This is a genomic window from Streptomyces sp. NPDC050161 (genome assembly GCF_044460025.1).
Taxonomy (GTDB): Bacteria; Actinomycetota; Actinomycetes; order Streptomycetales; family Streptomycetaceae; genus Streptomyces.
Genome location: NZ_JBITJM010000022.1, coordinates 107,272 through 126,721 on the forward strand (window position 1 = coordinate 107,272; position 19,450 = coordinate 126,721).

The 19,450-nt window shown below is 68.5% G+C and carries 17 protein-coding genes and 1 tRNA gene; 8 read left to right on the top strand and 10 right to left on the bottom strand.

Annotated features, from left to right (window positions below; translation table 11 throughout):
• Nucleotides 1-36: 36 nt before the first annotated feature.
• Both ACIBK8_RS29235 and ACIBK8_RS29240 read right to left on the bottom strand, forming a co-directional pair.
• Nucleotides 37-1,788: an HNH endonuclease gene (locus ACIBK8_RS29235; protein WP_399044952.1), complete on the bottom strand. Its 1,752-nt coding sequence runs from the start codon at nt 1,786-1,788 to the stop codon at nt 37-39.
• A 256-nt stretch (nt 1,789-2,044) separates the two neighbouring features.
• On the bottom strand, nt 2,045-3,946 hold the full coding sequence (locus ACIBK8_RS29240) for a KedN5 family methylcobalamin-dependent radical SAM C-methyltransferase (protein WP_399044989.1): 1,902 nt from the start codon (nt 3,944-3,946) through the stop codon (nt 2,045-2,047).
• A 345-nt stretch (nt 3,947-4,291) separates the two neighbouring features.
• On the opposite strand from ACIBK8_RS29240, the gene ACIBK8_RS29245 reads away from it, so the two are divergent.
• Together ACIBK8_RS29245 and ACIBK8_RS29250 are read left to right on the top strand one after the other, a co-directional pair.
• Nucleotides 4,292-4,729, top strand: coding sequence for a DUF2000 domain-containing protein (locus ACIBK8_RS29245; protein WP_399044954.1), 438 nt, complete (start codon nt 4,292-4,294; stop codon nt 4,727-4,729).
• A 70-nt stretch (nt 4,730-4,799) separates the two neighbouring features.
• The gene (locus ACIBK8_RS29250) at nt 4,800-5,609 is read left to right on the top strand and encodes an S-adenosyl-l-methionine hydroxide adenosyltransferase family protein (protein WP_399044956.1); all 810 of its coding nucleotides are present in this window, start codon (nt 4,800-4,802) and stop codon (nt 5,607-5,609) included.
• Nucleotides 5,610-5,821: 212 nt separating this feature from the next.
• Here the strand turns inward: ACIBK8_RS29250 and ACIBK8_RS29255 are convergent, their stop codons facing one another.
• Complete coding sequence (locus tag ACIBK8_RS29255) at nt 5,822-6,307, bottom strand: Lrp/AsnC family transcriptional regulator (RefSeq protein WP_399044958.1); 486 nt, start codon at nt 6,305-6,307, stop codon at nt 5,822-5,824.
• Between the two features lie 107 nt (nt 6,308-6,414).
• On the opposite strand from ACIBK8_RS29255, the gene ACIBK8_RS29260 reads away from it, so the two are divergent.
• A complete protein-coding gene (locus ACIBK8_RS29260; protein WP_399044960.1) occupies nt 6,415-7,035 on the top strand; it encodes a LysE family translocator in 621 nt (206 codons plus the stop codon).
• A gap of 271 nt (nt 7,036-7,306) precedes the next feature.
• On the opposite strand, the gene ACIBK8_RS29265 is transcribed toward ACIBK8_RS29260, so the two are convergent.
• Nucleotides 7,307-7,380, bottom strand: a tRNA-Thr gene (locus tag ACIBK8_RS29265).
• A gap of 176 nt (nt 7,381-7,556) precedes the next feature.
• Between ACIBK8_RS29265 and ACIBK8_RS29270 the strand changes: the two genes are divergently transcribed.
• The 4 genes from ACIBK8_RS29270 to ACIBK8_RS29285 all read left to right on the top strand — a co-directional run bounded on the left by ACIBK8_RS29270 (nt 7,557) and on the right by ACIBK8_RS29285 (nt 11,296).
• A complete protein-coding gene (locus tag ACIBK8_RS29270; protein ID WP_399044961.1) occupies nt 7,557-8,693 on the top strand; it encodes an ABC transporter ATP-binding protein in 1,137 nt (378 codons plus the stop codon).
• A gap of 282 nt (nt 8,694-8,975) precedes the next feature.
• On the top strand, nt 8,976-9,395 hold the full coding sequence (locus ACIBK8_RS29275; protein WP_399044963.1) for a hypothetical protein: 420 nt from the start codon (nt 8,976-8,978) through the stop codon (nt 9,393-9,395).
• Nucleotides 9,396-9,425: 30 nt separating this feature from the next.
• Nucleotides 9,426-10,154: an NDP-sugar synthase gene (locus tag ACIBK8_RS29280; RefSeq protein ID WP_393688188.1), complete on the top strand. Its 729-nt coding sequence runs from the start codon at nt 9,426-9,428 to the stop codon at nt 10,152-10,154.
• 146 nt (nt 10,155-10,300) lie between these two features.
• Complete coding sequence (locus tag ACIBK8_RS29285) at nt 10,301-11,296, top strand: alpha/beta fold hydrolase (protein WP_399044965.1); 996 nt, start codon at nt 10,301-10,303, stop codon at nt 11,294-11,296.
• A 78-nt stretch (nt 11,297-11,374) separates the two neighbouring features.
• On the opposite strand, the gene ACIBK8_RS29290 is transcribed toward ACIBK8_RS29285, so the two are convergent.
• The 6 genes from ACIBK8_RS29290 to ACIBK8_RS29315 form a co-directional block, all read right to left on the bottom strand.
• Entirely contained in the window at nt 11,375-13,021 is a 1,647-nt protein-coding gene (locus tag ACIBK8_RS29290; RefSeq protein ID WP_399044967.1) for a DoxX family protein, read from the bottom strand.
• Nucleotides 13,022-13,187: 166 nt separating this feature from the next.
• On the bottom strand, nt 13,188-14,144 hold the full coding sequence (gene rlmB / locus ACIBK8_RS29295) for a 23S rRNA (guanosine(2251)-2'-O)-methyltransferase RlmB (RefSeq protein WP_393688182.1): 957 nt from the start codon (nt 14,142-14,144) through the stop codon (nt 13,188-13,190).
• Between the two features lie 150 nt (nt 14,145-14,294).
• Nucleotides 14,295-15,689 carry a cysteine--tRNA ligase gene (gene cysS, locus ACIBK8_RS29300; protein ID WP_399044969.1) on the bottom strand — a complete coding sequence of 465 codons (1,395 nt, stop codon included), beginning with the start codon at nt 15,687-15,689 and terminating at the stop codon, nt 14,295-14,297.
• A gap of 154 nt (nt 15,690-15,843) precedes the next feature.
• Nucleotides 15,844-16,362, bottom strand: a complete 519-nt coding sequence (gene ispF, locus ACIBK8_RS29305) for a 2-C-methyl-D-erythritol 2,4-cyclodiphosphate synthase (protein ID WP_399044990.1) — start codon at nt 16,360-16,362, stop codon at nt 15,844-15,846.
• Entirely contained in the window at nt 16,355-17,104 is a 750-nt protein-coding gene (gene ispD / locus ACIBK8_RS29310) for a 2-C-methyl-D-erythritol 4-phosphate cytidylyltransferase (protein WP_399044971.1), read from the bottom strand. Before ispD ends, ispF begins: the two co-directional genes overlap by 8 nt.
• 347 nt (nt 17,105-17,451) lie before the next feature.
• On the bottom strand, nt 17,452-17,934 hold the full coding sequence (locus ACIBK8_RS29315) for a CarD family transcriptional regulator (protein WP_003953493.1): 483 nt from the start codon (nt 17,932-17,934) through the stop codon (nt 17,452-17,454).
• Between the two features lie 845 nt (nt 17,935-18,779).
• Here ACIBK8_RS29315 and ACIBK8_RS29320 point away from each other — a divergent pair.
• Nucleotides 18,780-19,442 carry a DUF461 domain-containing protein gene (locus ACIBK8_RS29320; protein ID WP_399044972.1) on the top strand — a complete coding sequence of 221 codons (663 nt, stop codon included), beginning with the start codon at nt 18,780-18,782 and terminating at the stop codon, nt 19,440-19,442.
• The last annotated feature ends 8 nt before the right edge of the window (nt 19,443-19,450 follow it).

Consider the following 19,450-nt stretch of genomic DNA (forward strand, 5'->3'; position numbering starts at 1 on the left):
AAGTTGGGGTGGGCTGCCGCAGGCACCTTGGGCCTTTTACTCGGTCGCATCCCTGCCGCACAGGGCGCGTTGGTAGCGAAGGTGCGCCTCGGCGATCGGGTGGGCGGGGAGCCGGCGGAGCTCACCTCGACGGCTGCCGTCCGCGGTGGAACGAACCGTGCCCTCGGCGTCGACGTAGATAGCCAGGGTGTCGAACTGAACGTGGTGATTCGGGCACAGCACGAGCAGGTTGGGCAGTTCGTCGGGGCCGTCGTGAGGCCGGCCGAGACCTCGGATGTGGGCGGCCTCGCTGTACGTACCGAATCCCGTCGACAACTGCAGTCCACAGACTTGGCAGCGATCGTCGTGCAGCTTCTTCACCTTCTTGGCCAGTTCGATATCGCGGGCCACACGAGAGGAAGTGATGGTGCGCCGTTCGGCAGGACCTCGATACGTTTCCTCATCCTCTGCGCACTCCCCGACACCACTCGCACTTTCGTAGCCGGCCAGCCCGAGCCGTTCCATCAAGGCGTGCTGACCTATGTCGGCAAGGTAGGTCTCCCGTATGACAGCGATCGCCTGAGACCGAACGAAGGGGTCACGCAGCAGCAGCGCCGCCTGCTCGGTCATTCCCCCTTCGGGATTGGCCCTGTCGAACGCTGCGGCATGTGGCTTGCCTGCCTGCTCCGACGGGACACCGCGGACATCCCACAGGCCGCTCGTCCGCAGATGCCAGAACGGATACTCGGGGGTGATGGACGACTCGGGATGGCCGAACTCGGCCATCAGCCCACCGACCTCGTCACGAAACTGCCGCCAAAGCGCCAGACGTTCCTTTCCTGCGGCGACCCTGGCGATACCCCACAACAGCGCCAGCGGCTTGTGCCTGCTCTGCTGGCCTTTTCGCTGGTGAATCTTGAGGCTCTTGAGCCTGTCAATGAGCTCACTCGGAGTGAGCGTCTCCGACGCACCGTCCCCTGCAGAAGAGACGGAGGCAGCGTCTTCCGGCAGGCGAGGTGCCGGAAGCAGCCTCTCGGACTCCTGCTCTCCCCCAGCCGATTGCGAGTCGAAATCCTCGCTCTCCGCGGGGCGGACGATCCGCCGTCGCACCATGGGCAGCATGACGTCTCCGTGTTCCACCCACTGACGCCAGGAACTCGGCGCGCGCTCCAGCGCTTCGGCAGCCGCGATCTCTGGGTTACCCCGAGCCTCGATCCACGCCCAGTCGACCTGCTCACGCTCTGCACTCAGGTCCAGAACTGCCAGGTCATAACGGTAGTTGAGGGAGGTCCGCCCCTCGGCCTCCTGCTCGATCCGCTCGACGCGCTCGATAACCGCCACGCCGCAGAACTCGACGTGCTCCTCGGGAATCGTGTTGCGCGAAACCTCCGCGAACACAAGAAGCGGCACCGCCATTGCCCTCTGCTGCGCAGTCGACGCCTGGTGCCCCGCGAAAGCCTCCAACAGCACAGCGTTGCCCGGCATGGTCCCCACGGGCACCGTGTCGTCACCGCTGTGGTCTCCGAAGTAGCGCACGCGGCCGTTGTCCAGGTCGAAGACGTCCCGCCAGGGTGTCTCAGCCGTTCCGGACTCCCACGAACTGGAGCAGATCAGGATTGCCGGACGACGTCGCTCACCTGATGCCCTGACCTTGGCCATCGGATTGATGCCCTTGCTCAGCTGAACCTGAGCGAGAACCTCGGAGGCTGTGAGGTGGTGAATGTTCGGGTAGCCGTCGATCAATGGCAGCGAAGGGTCTCTGTTCCGGGCGGACCGCAACACCTCTCCGACGCGCAACTGGCTTCCCACCGTGCCTCCCCATGAAATCGCCACCCTGGTCCACTGATCCTGCCAGGTTCGTTGACTCCGGACGGGGCCTGACGTGCAGCTCGTGCGGAACCATCGACACTCCCCGATGGCCAGGCTGGTCACCGCCCCGTGCCGACTGCGAAAACGTGGGTCGGAGTTACGCGGACAGGCTCAATTCCCCCCGCCACCGCCGACAACGCCTCCCCCGATCCATGGAGACGCAGGTCGGGGAGATGTTCCCGGAGTGTCCCTTCCGTCACATCTCCACCCTCTGCGGGGACGGGCTCTCCGCCCGAGCGATGTAATGAGCGGTCTCCTCGTGATTGGTGGAGCGGGCGAGTTCGGCAAATCCTTGACGGAACATCAGGCGTACGCGGGTGGCTGCCCGCTCGGGGGGATCGGAAAATTTTCCGTTGGCTTTCACCAGCTGAACGAGCGCGGGGACGTCGTACACATACGTCCGGTCGACCACCCAGTACGGCAGCGTCCCGTCCATGGTGGATTGCGCTGGGGTGAGACCACGTTTGTGGGGGTCGGGCAGCGGGCGGGTATCGAGGTCGAAGCGCAGGATTTCGCCGACCACGTCGCGCCACTCTTCGGATGCCGTGCGGCCGGCGCGCTCTCGCCACCAGCCGAGTACGAGCTGATCAAATTCCGGCTCGGTGAAACAGTATTCCAGTGCCGGTGCCAGAGAGTCAGGGTCGGCCGTCGAACGCTCGGCAGCGTGCGTGAGGAGGCGGGCGCCCGGCAGGGGTTGCCCCTCGATGTAGTCGGCCAGCGAAAGGATGGCTTCCGATTGCGTCATGCCGCCGACGGCCCGCAAGGCAGGGAATATGTGACGCAGCACCACATTCTCGGCCAGCAATCGCGCCCAGAAGAGGAACCGCTGCATCCGCAGGTTTTCCTCAAGCGGCACGTCTTTGTTGGCGAGGACGTACTCAAAGTCGTCCCGTTCGCCGCGAACGGTGACGAATCCATGGAGTTCCCGGCGCTCGGTGTAGTCGGTGTTGGGCAGCAGGAGCAACGGGTAGGCCGCTATGCGGGAGACATAGCCGGCCAGTTCGTCGTACCCCTTCAGGAAGGATTCCGGTGTTTCGCCGGGGGCACCCCAGATGAGTTCAGCGTACGCATCGAGCCCTTCGGCCGCCAGCCACTCGGCAAGTTCCCGCCACTGGTTGATCTTCATGTTCCGGCGGTTCATGTTGGTCAACGTGTCGGTGTCCAGGGTCTGCAACGCGAGGGTGAAGGAACTCTGGAGTCCGGCATCCCGCATCAGACGTACGATCTTGTAGAACATGGCATTCTTGTTCTTGGCCCAGGACGTTTCGAGCGCCATCGGATATCCGTAACGTCTTTTCACGTCGATGAGATCTTCGACGAACTCCAAGTCCGCGGGCAACATACCGAAGTTCGCGTCGCAGAGCACAACAGTTTCGGCTCCGGCCTGGGCCAGAGCCGAGAGTTCCCTTCGCAGCCGGTCACGGGAGAAGGACCGGACCTTCTGTCCCACCGCACCTCCCCAGTAACAGAAGGCACAGTGGTAGGGACAGCCGCGGTTGGTCTCCAGGAGGGCAACGTCGTAGCGGAAGTCGCCCTTTTCGTCGACCAGGGGAATGGCTCCGGTTAAGATCGGTGAAGGTATCTCGTCCAAGTCGGTGATCCGGGGACGGGGAGGGTTCGTCTGCGTCCTGCCGTCGGCGCCTCGGATGGATATATCGGCGATGTGGTCATACCCGCCTCCTGCCAGTATGGCGTGCAGAATGTCGCGGAAGGTCATTTCGCCCTCGCCGTTGACCACTATGTCAACGGCCTCACAGTTCCGGAAAACGCGTTCCGCCTGGTTGGCCACGTGGTTCCCGCCAAACACGACCACGGTGTCCGGGTTCGCTTGCTTGATGGCCTCGGCGACCGTGGAGAATTGCCGGACGTTCCAGCCGAGCACCGAGAATCCGATGACATCCGGCGCGCCTTCCCGGAGAATCCGTATCGCCATCTCGATAGGCGTCACATCCCCCGATAGGTTCTCAATAGTGGTGTGGCACGCCGCGCGGAGGCTCTCGTCCCCCTCGATCGCCGCCGCAAGGTAGCCGGCCGCCAGCGGCATCGATTCCTTTGACATGTGCCACACGCCCTGCTGAACGAGTTTCACTGTAAGCACAGCGATATCCAATCTGCGAGAGACGGAATGAGGGAAAGGGGACAGGTGTCCCGTTTTGCATCCCGGGCACCATCGTCAGGAGAGCGGTTGACCGTGTCAACAGTTCATCCAACTGCAATGTGGACGAAATACTCCGCCACCCGACCTTCGATTCCGAATAAGATTCGGATCCCTTGCTCAGTTGACCGGCCTTGTCGGATATTATTCGCCCCTGGCTCATCTCGGGGAATTTTCTCCGACGGGGTTGCTAATGATCAGCTACGTGATCAAACTTGTCGTGGACCTCGCCGATCTTTTCGCCCATCGGTCCACGATTCATTGCACTCAGCACCGAGGAGCACCTGCATGCCCACCAGCTGGTCCGAGCCGCCGACCGACAACTGTGCCGACAACGCGGTCTGCGTGCTCGTGCTGGATGACGAGTTGCCGAGGTGGCTGGCGGCCAATACCGCGGCGGTGCTGGGCATCGCACTCGGGGCCCATGGGCTGATCAAGGCAGGCCCGGATCTTGCGGATGCCGCAGGATCTCTTCACCCGGGCATCGGGACCACTCCTGTGCCGGTCCTCGGTAGCCCACGGAGTGCACTGCCACTGGTCAGACAGAAGGCCATGGCAGCCGGTGTGACCGTCATCGACTTCAACGAGGCAGCCCGAAAAAGCAAGTCCTACGAGGAGTACGAGAAGCACTTCCTGGCAGATCCGCTCGACTATCTCGGAATCGCGCTCCACGGACCCCGCAAAGCGGTGAAGTCCGTTTCGAGGTCCCTCAAGAGCCTCACGTGACGTGATCCCCCCCCCCCCGCAGTTTCCGCGGGCCTCTCCCCTTTCGACTCTCGGCGTTAGGATGAACGAGATGCCACAGAAGAAGTGGATTACCTTCCTCACCGATTACGGCCTGGAGAACAAGTTCATCGGAGTGTGCCACGGCGTCATGGCACGCATCGCCCCGGAAGCACGCGTCATGGACGTCACACACCTCGTGCCGCGTGGCGACATCCAGCACGGTGCCGAGATCTTTCGACAGGCGATTCCGTATCTGCCGGACGCCGTCCACCTGACAGTGGTCGACCCCGGCGTCGGCACACAGCGCAAGCCCGTCGTACTGGAAGTGGGATCACAGCTCTTCGTAGGCCCGGACAACGGCCTTCTGCTGCGGGCGGCAGACATCGCCGGGGGTGTATCCGCCGCATACGAGCTCGCCGACCCGAAATTCCGGCTCGACGCGGTCTCCACCACCTTCCACGGGCGTGACGTCTTCGCGCCGGCGGCTGCTCATCTCGCCAATGGTGTCTCGCCAAAGGAATTCGGCCCCAGCGTCCCGGTCACCGAATTGGTGCGCATCCCCGATCCCGTTCGGGACCGTCGGGGTGACGCATTCCTGGGCGAGGTCGTCATCAAGGACCGCTTCGGTAATCTGCAGACTTCTCTGGACTCCGCTTACCTCCGGGACGGAGGCATCACGATGGGCGCCAAACTGGAGCTCACCGCAGGAGGATCGATCACGACAATCCCGTTCGTGGAAACCTTCGGCAGCGTCCCCGAAGGGGCGCCTCTGGCCCACATCGACTCCGCCGACCGCTTGGCCTTGGCGGTCAACCTGGGTGACGCGGCGAAGCTTCTGTCTCTGAGTGAAGGAAGCACGTTCTCCCTGCGCCACTGCTAGACCCGTTCCGCAACGGAATTCTCGCCGTATCGGCATGCACGAGCACGGGCGGTGCCCAGCCCGCGTGTCCAGCCGACAGCGAGCGAGACGTAGGGCCGGTGGCCGGTACGCCTACAGCCGCGTTCCGACTGCCGGCCCTGCCGTACGCGGCCGAGCGACGCGGTACGCGGTGCGGGACTACTCGGTTTCGTCGGGCTCACCCCGGCCGTAATTCATGGGGTTTTATCTGGCGGAGGCAGGAGCGGACCTCCCTCCCAGCATTGGAATATCAAGTTCGTGTGCACCAGCGATATTTCTTCCCGGTTGGTCAGCTCATCCAGGACGAGCCGTTGCAGTTGGCGGGAATTCTCGACGGTCACGTGCACAAGAAAATCATCGGGCCCCGTCAAGTGATAGACAAAGCGGGTTTCCGGCAGCATGAGGACATGCTGGACAAATGGCTCGACGAGTGAGCGGCGATGCGGTTGCACTCTCACATACAACAAGGCTTCGAGTGGCCGACCGACCAGCTCAGGATCGACATTCAAGCGGTAGCCACGGATCACACCGTTTTTACGGAGCCTATTGACGCGGTCCAGGCAGGTTGACGGCGCGACACCGACCTGGGCAGCGAGCTCCTTGTTGGATAATCGGGCGTTGTTCTGAAGAGCCGTAAGGATCCTCAGGTCGAACGAATCCAGTTCGAAGAGGCTACGCATACGCCGAACGATACCCGGACTTCATTCCCATTTTCCAGCACTTGGGCGATAATCTGACGAGCCGCCACTCTCGCCTCACCCGCCGCTCTGACCTCAGGGACTCCATAATGGACCATTTATCGGTCTTTGTCGCGACCACCCTTTTGATGCTGGTGGTGCCGGGCCCGGACTTCGTCCTCGTCACCCGGCACTCTCTTGCCGGGGGCCGGCGTCACGGCTATGGCACCACTGCCGGCATATGTGCCGGCTTGGCGCTGCTCACTCTCGTGACGGCCAGTGGCCTCGCCGCTTTCCTGGCCGCGAGCACCGCGATTTTAAATCTCCTGCGGGTGGTCGGTGGAGGTTACCTGGTACTGCTGGGCGCGTTATTGATCTTTTCGGTCGTGCACCGACCTCGACGGCAATCCATCACGCCACAGTCCGCGCCGGGGAATGTCCGTACGGCCGCATTGCAGGGATTCCTCAACAACGTACTCAACCCCAAAGCACTGATCTTCTACCTCACCTTCATGCCCCAGTTCTTGGTGCCGGGTTCAGCATTCGAGCAGTCACTCCTCCTGGGCGGCCTGGTCGTGCTGTGCGCCGCCGCATGGTGGACGTTGTACGTCACCGCGATCGGGTACCTGAGTGCGGTCCTGACACGCAAGACGGTGCGTACCGCGATCGACGTGGGGGCCGGCTTGGCACTGGGCGGCATCGGCGTGACGTTCCTGGCCGGTGGCCTTTAGGCCGTGCCCCATGCGGTGAGCCGGAGGAGCCGTCTGTAGCGGCAGAAAGCGGCGGCGAGGCCGACCTGTCGATCGCCAAGGCCGCCCCCGCCCCGTCTCCCCCCACACACAGGACAAGCATGACAAAAACCGCCGGGGAATCCGCCGCCACGACGGAACTTGGCGGCACATCCGCTCGCGCTCCCCTCACGCAAAAGGCCCCGGACGCCAGGTCCGGGGCCGATCACAGCGCCCTGCGCAGCAAACCGCAGGTCATAACGCTCCTACTCAGAGCCCCCTGTCGGATTCGAACCGACGACCTTCGCTTTACAAGAGCGGTGCTCTGGCCAGCTGAGCTAAGGAGGCGTGCGGAAGCAGTGTACCCAGGCGCGCCGGATGCCGGTCGCCATTTCGTGACCGGTGGGCTACTGACACCGGGCGTCGCCGCAGGTAGCGTCTCCGGGAGCCCGCGTTTGTGGGCCACACCACTCCTTTTACTCGGATCGTCCGGCACGTTCCTGCCGGTGAAGGGACACATCACCATGGCTACGGTCACCTACGACCAGGCATCCCGGATCTACCCGGGTTCCGACAAGCCCGCGGTCGACAAGCTCGACATCGCCATCGAGGACGGTGAGTTCCTCGTCCTGGTCGGCCCTTCCGGCTGTGGCAAGTCGACCTCGCTGCGCATGCTCGCCGGTCTTGAGGACGTCGACGGCGGGGCCATCCGCATCGGCGACCGTGACGTCACGCACCTTCCGCCCAAGGACCGGGACATCGCCATGGTGTTCCAGAACTACGCGCTCTACCCGCACATGACCGTCGCGGACAACATGGGCTTCGCCCTCAAGATCGCTGGGGTGCCGAAGGCCGAGATCCGGCAGAAGGTCGAGGACGCGGCGAAGATCCTGGACCTGACGGAGTACCTCGGGCGCAAGCCCAAGGCGCTGTCCGGTGGCCAGCGGCAGCGGGTGGCGATGGGCCGGGCGATCGTCCGGGAGCCGCAGGTGTTCCTCATGGACGAGCCGCTGTCCAACCTCGACGCGAAGCTGCGCGTGCAGACCCGTACGCAGATCGCCGGGCTCCAGCGGCGCCTGGGCATCACCACCGTCTACGTCACCCACGACCAGGTCGAGGCGATGACGATGGGCGACCGGGTCGCGGTGCTCAAGGACGGGCTGCTCCAGCAGGTCGACTCGCCGCGGAACATGTACGACCGGCCGGCGAACCTGTTCGTGGCAGGGTTCATCGGTTCCCCCGCGATGAACCTCGTGGAGGTGCCGATCACCGACGGCGGGGTGAAGTTCGGCAACAGCGTCGTGCCGGTCAACCGTGAGGCGCTGGCCTCGGCGGCGGACAAGGGCGACACGACGGTCACCGTCGGCGTGCGGCCCGAGCACTTCGAGATCGTCGAGCAGAACGGTGCCGCCGCGAAGTCGCTGTCCAAGGCGTCCGCCGACGCGCCCGCGGGTCTTGCCGTCACGGTCAACATCGTCGAGGAACTCGGCGCCGACGGCTACGTCTACGGCTCCGCCGAGGTCGGCGGCGAGGTCAAGGACCTGGTCGTACGGGTCAACGGCCGCCAGGTGCCGGAGAAGGGCACGCAGTTGCACGTCGTGCCGCTGCCGGGCGAGACGCACGTCTTCTCGACGTCATCGGGCGAGCGGCTGAGCGACTGAGCCAGCGGCCGGGCGACGACGACCCGGAGAAGGCGGAGGGGCGGGGCGGCGAAGTGCCGCGCCGCCCCTTCCGGCTGCGGGCGCGCCGCACGAGGCCGGGAGGGGTACCGCACCGCCCCTCCCCTATACGGGCGCGCCACACCACCAGACGCCCCAAACCCCCCACCGCAGGCCGCTTTTCGAATCTGTACGTCAACATCGCCACCGCCCCGGCGGCCGTTCCATCGCTCGATAAGGTGACCAAATGTCGCCACATCGTCACCCCTCGCTACCATCGCGACCGTGAACTCCGCAGCCCGCCGTATCGGCAGAACTCTCGCCCTCGTCCTTCCCGTCGTCCTCGTCCTCTCCGGGACGCTCGCGGTCACCCGCGTGCCGTGGGCCTCGACAGCCACGGACTCGCAGGTGCTGACCGCGTCATCCGGCAAGGTCGCCGCCAAGGCCGCCGCCCCCCGCGCCCCTCAGGACGTCCTCCGGGACCGCCTCCTGGTCGAGCTCCAGGAGAAGGATCCAGGGGTCGCTCTGACGCATCTTCAGAAGGCCACCACCGAACGGCCGTCCCTCGCCAAGCACTGCATGTCGATCGCGCAGGCGCTGGGCCGAGCCGCGGTCAACAAGTACGGTGCCGCGCATCGCGCCCAGGCGTTCTCCCGCCCGGTCTGCGACACCTCCTTCGCCACCGGCGTCGCCGACGCCCAGTGACCCGGACTCGCACCGCATAGGGTGCGAATCATGACAGTCGCCCCACCCCCGTGCCCCACGCAGGCCGTTGTCCTGGCAGGAGGCCAGGGCTCGCGCCTCCGTCCGTACACCGACGACCGCCCCAAGCCGATGGTCGAGATTCCCGGAACCGGAACCCCGATCATCGGCCATCAGCTCGCCTGGCTGGCCTCGGAAGGCGTCACCGACGCGGTGGTCTCCTGCGGCCACCTCGCCCACGTGCTCCAGGACTGGCTGGACGAGACCGAACTCCCCTTGAGCGTCACGACAGTTGTCGAGACCGAACCGCTGGGACGCGGCGGCGGGCTCAAATACGCAGCCGCCGCGCTCCCCCGCCCCGACGAGCCCTGGTACGCCACCAACGGCGACATCTGGACCCGCTTCCCGCTCCGCGAGATGGCCGCCTTCCACGACGAACGCGGCGTCGACGCCACCCTCGCGCTGGCCCGCCCCAGGATCCCGTGGGGCGTCGTGGAGACCGACGAGTTCGGGCACGTCCTGGACTTCATCGAGGCGCCGCCCTCGCCGTACCTCATCAACGCCGGCGTCTACGTCTTCTCCGCCGCCTTCGCCGACCTGCTGCCGGTACGCGGCGACCACGAGCGCACCACCTTCCCGCGGCTCGCCCGCGAGCGCCGCCTGGCCGGCTACCCGCTCCCGCACGGCGCCTACTGGCGGGCCATCGACACCACCAAGGACCTCATCGAAGCCGCCAAGGAGCTCGGCACGCACCCGAGTTGAGACCTCGGGCACACGTCCCCACCTCCCGGCTTTGCCGGAACGGCAAATTTGCTCACGGCCGCTCGGCCCGCTGCCGCATGCTCCGCCGTACCGGCCGCGCGCGGAGCGGCCGGTCGCCACGAGCCCGCATCCCTCCGGGAGGACGTATGCCGCAGCCCGCCCCCTTGCCGGACGTCACACACCGCCTGGTGGACGTCCCCGACGGCCGCATCCATCTGGTGGAGCAGGGCTCGGGCCCTCTGGTGCTCCTCCTCCACGGCTTCCCCGAGAGCTGGTACGCGTGGCGCCACCAGCTCCCGGCGCTCGCCGCGGCGGGCTACCGCGCGGTCGCGATCGACGTACGCGGCTACGGACGCTCGTCGAAACCCGCCGACGTCGCCGGCTACCGGATGGCGGCGCACGTCGCCGACAACGTCGCGGTCGTGCACGCCCTGGGAGAACGGACCGCGACGCTCGTGGGCCACGACGTGGGCTCCCCCATCGCCGCCGGCACGGCGCTGCTGCGGCCCGACGTCTGCACCGCCGTCGCCCTGCTCGGCGTCCCCTACGCGCCCCGCAACGGCCACCGGCCGACCGAGGCGTTCGCGGCCATCGGCGGCGACGAGGAGTTCTACGTCAGCTACTTCCAGGAGCCGGGCCGGGCCGAGGCAGAGATCGAGCCGGACGTCCGTGGCTGGCTCGCGGGGTTCTACGCCTCGCTGTCCGGCGACACGATGCCGGCGGACGGCGGCCACGGGCACTTCTTCGTTCCCGGCGGCGGCCGGATGTCCGACCGCTTCGTCCGCGGCGCCTCGCCGTCCTGGCTGACCGAGGCCGATCTCGACGTCTACGCCGGGGAGTTCGAGCGGACCGGGCTGACCGGCGCGCTCAACCGCTACCGGAACGCCGACCGCGACTGGGCGGACCTGAGCGCCCTGGACGGAGCCCCGCTCACGCAGCCCGCACTGTTCATCGGCGGCGCCCTGGACGCCTCCACGACCTGGATGGCCGACGCCATCGACGCCTTCCCCACCACGCTGCCCGGCCTGGTCTCCTCGCACCTCATCGACGGCTGCGGCCACTGGGTGCAGCAGGAGCGCCCCGACGAGGTCAACCACCTCCTCGTCGACTGGCTGCGGGAGCTGCCGGACCCCGCGCGGTAGCCGGACCGCACACCCCACGGCCCCCGAACTCCCCTCCGCGTACGGGGTGTTCGGGGGCCGTGGCAGGTGGCGCGCGGGTCAGCCCAGCAGGCCGCCCAGGGTGCCGCCGTGGTGCCGGGAGCCGCTGCCCGAGCCGTCGGAGCCTTCGTCGTCCGAGCCGCCGCCGGTGGCACCGCCGCCGGTGCCGCCCGAGGAAGGCGACGCCTGAGTGGGGGCCGGGGCCCGGGTCGGCTCGGTCCGCTGCGGCGCGCCGCTGGTGGTCGCGCCGGGCTGCTGGGCGGTACCGCTGGTGCTGCCAGCCGACGGGGAGCTGCCGGGGGCCGATGCGGACGGCGAACCCGACGGGCCCGCGGTGTGCGCGGCGCCCGCCGTCGGCGAACCGACGGGCTGCGGGGCCGCGGTCCTCGACTGCTGGGGCCGGGTGAAGTGACGGCGCGGGCTGGGCAGCGGCGAACCGGGCAGGTTGTTGATCGCCGGCTCACCCGGGCGCGGCACGGGCGGGACCGTCGCGGACCGTACGGCCCCGCCGAGCAGCGAGCCGATGAGCAGCGTGAGGCCCGCGATCACGGCCGCCAGCACGGCGCCCCGGCGCAGTACCCGGCGCCGCAGGTCGCTGACGTCCACGCGCGGGCCGAGCCGCCGCCACGCCTCGCCTGCCAGCCGGGCGTCCATGGAGTAGACCGGCGCGCCCGCGATGATCAGCGGGCTCCAGGCGGCGAGGTAGATGATGTCCGGCGCGTCGTAGGCCGGGACGGTGCGCCAGGTGACGGTCATCAGCAGGGCGGCGGAGAGCAGCGCCCCGAACGAGGCCGCCAGCCGCTGCCACAGGCCGCAGATGGTCAGGACTCCGACCACGACCTGGAGGAACGCGACGGTCAGACCGGCCCCGACCGGGTGCCCGAGGGCGAAGTCGCGCAGCGGGACGGCCAGCGCCCAGGGGTCGAGCGACAGCATCCACTTGACCATGGAGCCGCGCTCGCCGCCGTCGAAGTAGACGGGGTCGCAGAGCTTTCCCATCCCGGCGTAGATGGAGATCAGGCCGAGGAAGATGCGCAGCGGCAGCAGGACGACGCCGAGGTTCATCCGGCGCCCCGGATAGTAGGCGTGCCGGACGCCGCCGGTGGTGCGCCGCCGGCCCGCCGGGTCGTAGCGCTCCCGTGCTTCGTAGCGGTCCTCGGCGTACGCGTCACGGGAATACGGGCCGCCGTACGCGCCGTCGTAGGCGTCGTGGCCCGTGCCGTCGTACGCGCCGCCGACGGGCCGCACGCCGCGCAGCAGCGCGGTGTCGGAGTCGGTGGGGCCGCGCTGCCCGACGACGGTGGCCGCGGGGGGCGGTGCCCCGTCGTCGAGCCGCACCCGGGGCAGGACCTGGGTGGTGCCGGTGTCGTCGCCCGGCCTGGCCTGGCCGAGGCCCGCATGGCGGACCGCGCGCAGGAGTTGGGTGGTGGCGCCGGCCTGGCCGCCCGGATCCGTACGGCCGCTCCACACCACGGGGGCACGTCGCCTGGCGCCGCCTGCCGTCCCCCCGACGACGGGGAGGCGCGCGGCCGAAGCCATGGCCCGGCTCACGACGGGCGCGGCGAGCTGCACGCGGAAGCTGGCGTGGTTGACGACGACCTGCGCGGGGTCGCACGCCACCTTGACCGAGCTCAGCAGCGGCTCGTCGTCGAAGCCGGGTGAGCGTCCCCCCGTAGGTGTGCGGGGTGTTCTGGTGTCCACGCTCATCTAACCGAGTGACGAGCGGTTAAGACACTGCTTTGGCCGCGCCGATCTGTCCGAGACCCGTCAAAAGGTCACGGGATCACCGGAATTCGCACGGAGCGTCACGCCTTGCCCCGGACTGCGCGCCGTACCGACCGCCCTCCTGGACGGCCGGTACCCGCGCACTCCCTCAGCCGCGCCTGCGCGCCGCCTCCCACAGGACGACACCGGCGGCGACACCGGCGTTCAACGACTCCGCGCCACCCGGCATCGGAATCCGCACCCGCACGTCGCAGGTCTCGCCGACCAGCCGCGACAGGCCCTTGCCCTCGCTGCCGACGACGATGACGACAGGACCGTCCAGCGCCGCGACGTCCTGCAGCTCCATCTCGCCGTCCGCGGCCAGACCGACGACCGTCAGACCGGCCTTCTGGTACTGCTCCAGCGTCCGGGTCAGGTTGGTGGCACGGGCGACCGGCGTACGGGCCGCGGTACCCGCCGACGTCTTCCACGCACCGGCCGTCATCCCGGCCGCGCGGCGCTCCGGCACGACCACGCCGTGGCCGCCGAAGGCGCACACGGAGCGGACGACGGCGCCGAGGTTGCGCGGGTCGGTGACCCCGTCGAGCGCCACGATCAGCGGCTCCGCGCCCTCGTCGAACGCGGCGGCTGCCAGGTCCTCGGGGTGCGCGTAGTCGTACGGCGGAACCTGGAGGACCAGACCCTGGTGGTTGAGGCCGTTGGTCATCCGGTCCAGCTCGGGGCGCGGCGCCTCCATGAGGTTGATGTCGCCGCGCTGCGCGGCGAGCTGGAGCGCCTCGCGCACCCGCTCGTCGGTGTCGATGAACTGCTGGACGTAGAGCACGGTCGCCGGCACCCCGTCGCGCAGCGCCTCGAAGACCGGGTTACGGCCGACGACCAGCTCCGACGTGCCCTTCGCGCCACCGCGCCGCGGCGCGGGACGGCGCGCAGCCGCCTGCTTCGCCTTGGCGTTGGCCACCCGGTTCTTGACATGCCCCTTGCGCGCGGAGGCGGGCGGGGTCGGCCCCTTGCCTTCCAGGCCCCGGCGTCGCTGGCCGCCGCTGCCGACCTGCGCGCCCTTCTTGTTGGACGTGCGGCGGTTCCTGCGCTGGCTGTTGCCGGCCATGGGTCACCTGTTTCTTCACTGCTCTCGACGTCTCGCGACGTGGAGTGGGTACGAACGTATGGATTGAGTGTCGCCCGCGGCCACCGCGAAGGGCGAATCCGGACGGCGGCCGGGGGTCACGACGGAGATCACGCCGGGCTCACAACGGGGTCAGGACAGCGACCAGCGCGGCCCGGACGGGGTGTCCTCGATGGCGAGACCTGACTGCTGGAGCTGGTCGCGGATGGCGTCGGCGGTCGCGTAGTCCTTGCGGGTACGGGCGGCCTGCCGCTGGTCGAGCACCAGGCGGACCAGCGAGTCGACCACGCCGTGCAGGTCGTCGCCGCGGTCCGCGCCGCCGCCCGACCAGTGGTCGTCGAGCGGGTCGAGGCCGAGCACGCCGAGCATCGCCCGCAGCTCGGCCAGCCTGGCGACGGCGGCTTCCTTGTCGTCGGCGGTCAGCGCGGAGTTTCCCTGCCGGACGGTGGTGTGCACGATCGCCAGCGCCTGCGGGACGCCCAGATCGTCGTCCATCGCCTCGGCGAAGGCCGGCGGGACCTCGGGCGCCGGCTCGACGACCCCGGCCTTCTCGACGACCCGCTGGACGAAGCCCTCGATCCGCGCGAACGCCGACTCGGCCTCGCGCAGCGCCTCCTCGCTGTACTCGATCATCGAGCGGTAGTGCGGGGTGCCCAGGTAGTAGCGCAGCACGATCGGCCGCCAGCGCTTGACCATCTCGCTGACCAGCACGGAGTTGCCCAGCGACTTGGACATCTTCTCGCCGCTCATGGTCACCCAGGCGTTGTGCGTCCAGTAGGCGGCGAAGTCGTCGCCGTACGCCTTGGCCTGCGCGATCTCGTTCTCGTGGTGCGGGAAGACGAGGTCGACGCCACCACCGTGGATGTCGAAGGCGCTGCCCAGGTACTTGTGCGCCATCGCCGAGCACTCCAGGTGCCAGCCGGGACGGCCGCGGCCCCACGGGGTCTCCCAGCTGGGCTCGCCCTCCTTGGCCGCCTTCCACATGGCGAAGTCCCGGGAGTCACGCTTGCCGGTCTCGCCCTCGCCCGACGGCTGCTTGAGCTTGTCCAGCTCCTGGTTGGACAGCTCCAGGTAGCCGGGGAAGGACCGCACGTCGAAGTAGACGTTGCCGTCGACGGCGTAGGCGTGGCCCCGCTCGATCAGGCCGCGCATCATCTCGATCATCTCGGGGATGTGGCCGGTCGCCCGCGGCTCGTACGTCGGCCGCTGGCAGCCGAGCACGTCGTACGCCGCGTTGAAGGCGACCTCGTTCTCGTAACCGATCGACCACCACGGGCGGCCCTGCTCGGCGGACTTCTTGATGATCTTGTCGTCGATGTCCGTGATGTTGCGCACGAACGTCACGTCGTAGCCGCGGTGGGCGAACCAGCGGCGCATGATGTCGAAGTTCAGTCCCGACCTGATGTGCCCGATGTGCGGGGCGGCCTGCACGGTCGCGCCACACAGGTAGATCGAGACACAGCCCGGCGTGAGCGGGGTGAAATCGCGAATCTGCCGGGCGCTGGTGTCGTACAGGCGAATCGTCACGGAACCAGGGTAGTCGGAATGAGGGAGTGCCCCGCGACCCCTTCGGCCACGCGGGGACACAAGCGTGACACTCGCCCGATTCGCGGGGATTCACCCGGCGTACCGGACCCGGCCATTCCGCGAACCCGCGGAACCCGGGCCCGCACCGCACCCGCTACGCCCTGCGGACCACCAGCGCCGTCGCCACCGCCGCGAGGCCCTCCGCGCGGCCGGTGAGCCCCAGCCCGTCCGAGGTCGTCCCCGACACCGAGACCGGCGCACCCGCCGCGGCCGACAGCGCCTTCTGCGCCTCGTCCCGCCGCTTGCCGACCTTCGGGCGTACGCCGATGACCTGCACCGCGACATTGCCGATCGCGAAACCCTCGGCCCGTACCAGGCGCGCGGCCTCGGCCAGCAGCGTCACCCCGGAGGCGCCGGACCACTCGGGCCGGTCGGTGCCGAAATGCGCGCCGAGGTCGCCGATGCCGGCCGCGGAGAACAGCGCGTCACAGGCGGCATGCGCGGCCACGTCACCGTCGCTGTGCCCGGCCAGGCCGTACTCCTCGCCCTCCCAGAGGAGCCCGGCGCACCACAGCTCGCGGCCCCGCTCGAAGGCGTGCACGTCCGTGCCGATGCCGACGAGGGGCAGTCCCGGCAGCCCGTCGGCTCCGGATCCGGTGGTCGGCTCAGACATAGCCATCGGTGGCCCTCCTACGGGCGAGTACGGCCTCGGCCAGGACGAGGTCCAGCGGCCGGGTCACCTTGAACGCTTCCTCATGGCCAGGAACCACCACCACCGGGGCCCCCAGCCGTTCCACGAGCCCCGCGTCGTCGGTGGCGCCCTCGCCCTCGACGACGACCGTCTCGTGCGCCTTGAGCAGGGTCTCCCGGTCGAAGCCCTGCGGAGTCTGCACGGCCCGCAGCAGGGCCCGCTCCGGAGTGCCGGTCACCGGCTCCGGCTCGCCCGGTGAGCCCGGATCGACCTGCTTGACGGTGTCGGCGAGCGGCAGCGCGGGGACGACGGCCGGAGCCCCGGCCCGCACGGCGGCGATCACCGCGTCGACGGTGTCGACCGGCACCAGCGGGCGCGCGGCGTCGTGCACCAGCACCACGTCGATGTCATCGGGGAGCACGGCGAGCCCGCGGCGCACGGATTCCTGCCGGGTCTCGCCGCCCGGGACGACGACGAGTTCGGTGCGATCGCCGAGCGGATGCTCGTCGAGCAGGCTGCGGACCCCGGGCGCACCGTCCGGCGGCGCGACCACGACGACGAGGGAGACGGCCCGGGACGCGGCCATCGCGCGGACCGCGTGCACGAGCATCGGGGTGCCGCCCAGCGCGCGCAGCGCCTTGGGGGCGCCGGGGCCGAGCCGTACCCCGCGGCCTGCGGCGGGGATGACCGCCGCGGTGCGGATCGGACGGGAAGAATCTGGCATCGAAGGCTCCGGAGTCCGGGGTGTTCCCGGAATTGACGCAGACAGGTTTGTTGCCTCAGCCGGGGTGGGTATGGCCACAGCGTGCCGGGCGCAACGTCTTGACCGCCCCTTCCGTGACAGTGGTCGAGGCAGCTGCCCCAGCCCGGCACGCCACCTGGCCGGCGGCCGGGGCCCGGGACCGGGAAGGGCCGAAGACATACCGCCGCAGATATGCCGCAGCGCCCGGCAACAGACCTCTCCCGGAGGGGAAGTCGTCACTCGGGCACCGCGGCATTGCTGCGTTGCATCACTGCACCGGGACCATCTGCGTCACCTCACCACAGATCGCTCCGGCACAGCCTGCGTCGTCAGGACGCGAGGACCTCGTCGAGCAGAGCCTCGGCCTTGTCTTCGTTGGTGTTCTCCGCGAGGGCCAGCTCGCTCACCAGGATCTGGCGCGCCTTGGCGAGCATCCTCTTCTCACCGGCGGAGAGTCCGCGCTCGCGCTCCCGACGCCACAGGTCGCGGACGACCTCGGCGACCTTGATCACGTCACCAGAAGCGAGCTTCTCGAGATTTGCCTTGTAGCGACGGGACCAGTTCGTCGGCTCTTCGGCATACGGTGCACGCAGCACCTCGAAGACCCGGTCCAGCCCGTCCTGGCCGACCACATCGCGTACGCCGACGAACTCCGCATTGTCCGCTGGCACACGAACCGTCAGATCGCCCTGGGCGACCTTCAGCACCAAGTAGGTCTTGTCCACGCCTTTGATCTGGCGAGTTTCGATGGCCTCGATCAGCGCGGCCCCGTGATGGGGATAGACCACGGTGTCGCCAACCTTGAACGTCATGTGACAGGTACCCCTTCCGTGGCTATCCATGCTAACACGTGAACGGGCCGTTCTGAATGGCGTTTTCGCAGGTCAGGGCATATCTCGGGGCTTGACAACTACGACCGGAACGTGCTGCGAGGGGCCGCCGTGGACAGGTATTCGCAGGTGGGAGCCCCTTCTCGGGCGAGCGGAAACATGCCCGCGACACGTCGGGAAGTCGTTGATCAACAGGACGAAAGTCCCGGTTTGCGCGGATCCGTATGAGCGACTTCCGCTACTCCGTTCGGTGCGCGCGAGCACCCCGGTCGGGTTTCTCGAATTGATCACCCGCCGGCGGCGGAAGGCGCGTGATCAATTCCGTGACGCGTCCGCATTCCCTGCGAATACTCCATTTCATCGGGGAAACCGTCACGGAATCCGGCGGCCCGGCCACCCGAACGGTCTCTTCGCTCGTATTCCCCGGCTTACCGATCCGCGTTCCCTCCCCGCCGCACGGGAAGACCGCGAAGAGACCGGAGATCCGGGCGGAGATGAGGCCGGAGATACGTCGGGGATACGGCGGGGATTTCGGTGAAGTCGGATGGCGCGAGAGGCGGATGGGGAGGGGCGGGTGCGGCCCGCGCCGTGCCGTTCGCCGGACGCGTCCGCCCCATGTCCGCCGCCGCCGATCCGGGGCGTGATCACTCAGGGGCGGGTCGGGTGCGGCGGCGCGAGGGCGGCTCGGTAACCTAGCGGCGCTGACACACCCTTAGGGCGGCTTTACGCACCCGTCGTCATGACGCGTACGCCACGGCCGCCCCAGCCGTCCACCGCGACCGGACGAAGTTCGGCCGCCGAAGCTCGTCCAAGGAGATGCCGCCGCCGTGAGCCGCAGCCTTCGACGCGGCGTCCTCGCCGCCACCGTCCTTACGCTCTCGATCGCCACGCTCTCCGCGTGCGGGGCCGGGAACGACGCCCAGACGCTGGAGGTCAAGCCGGACAACGCCGCGACCACCGTCGGCGACATCAAGGTCCAGAACGCGTCCGTGGTCACCCAGCCCGATCTCAAGGCCAAGGGTCCGGCCGCGATCACCGCGACGGTGTTCAACAGCGGCACCAAGGACCAGAAGCTGACCTCCATCACCCTCGTGGACACCGGCAAGAAGGCCAAGCTCGCCCCGGTGAAGGGCAGCGGCCCGATCACCGTGCCGGCCGGCGGTTCCGTCGTGATCGGCGGCAAGGGCAACGCCACCGCGACCCTGGCGGAAGGCCGGGAGGCCGTCCAGGACGGCAACGCGCAGCCCGTCAGCTTCAGCTTCAGCGACACCGGCTCCGTCCAGCTGCGGGCCTATGTCGTCCCGGCGAACAGCTACTTCAAGGACTACGGCCCCGAGGTCGTGCCGCAGCCTGGTGTGACGCCGTCGGGCACCGCCAAGCCGTCGGAGTCCGGCAAGCCCGCCGAGTCGGGCAAGCCCGGCGGTTCCGAGAGCCCCGCCGGTGCGGAGACGTCGGAAGGCGCGGGCCAGGGGGCGCACGCCGGTCACTGACCGCCCGC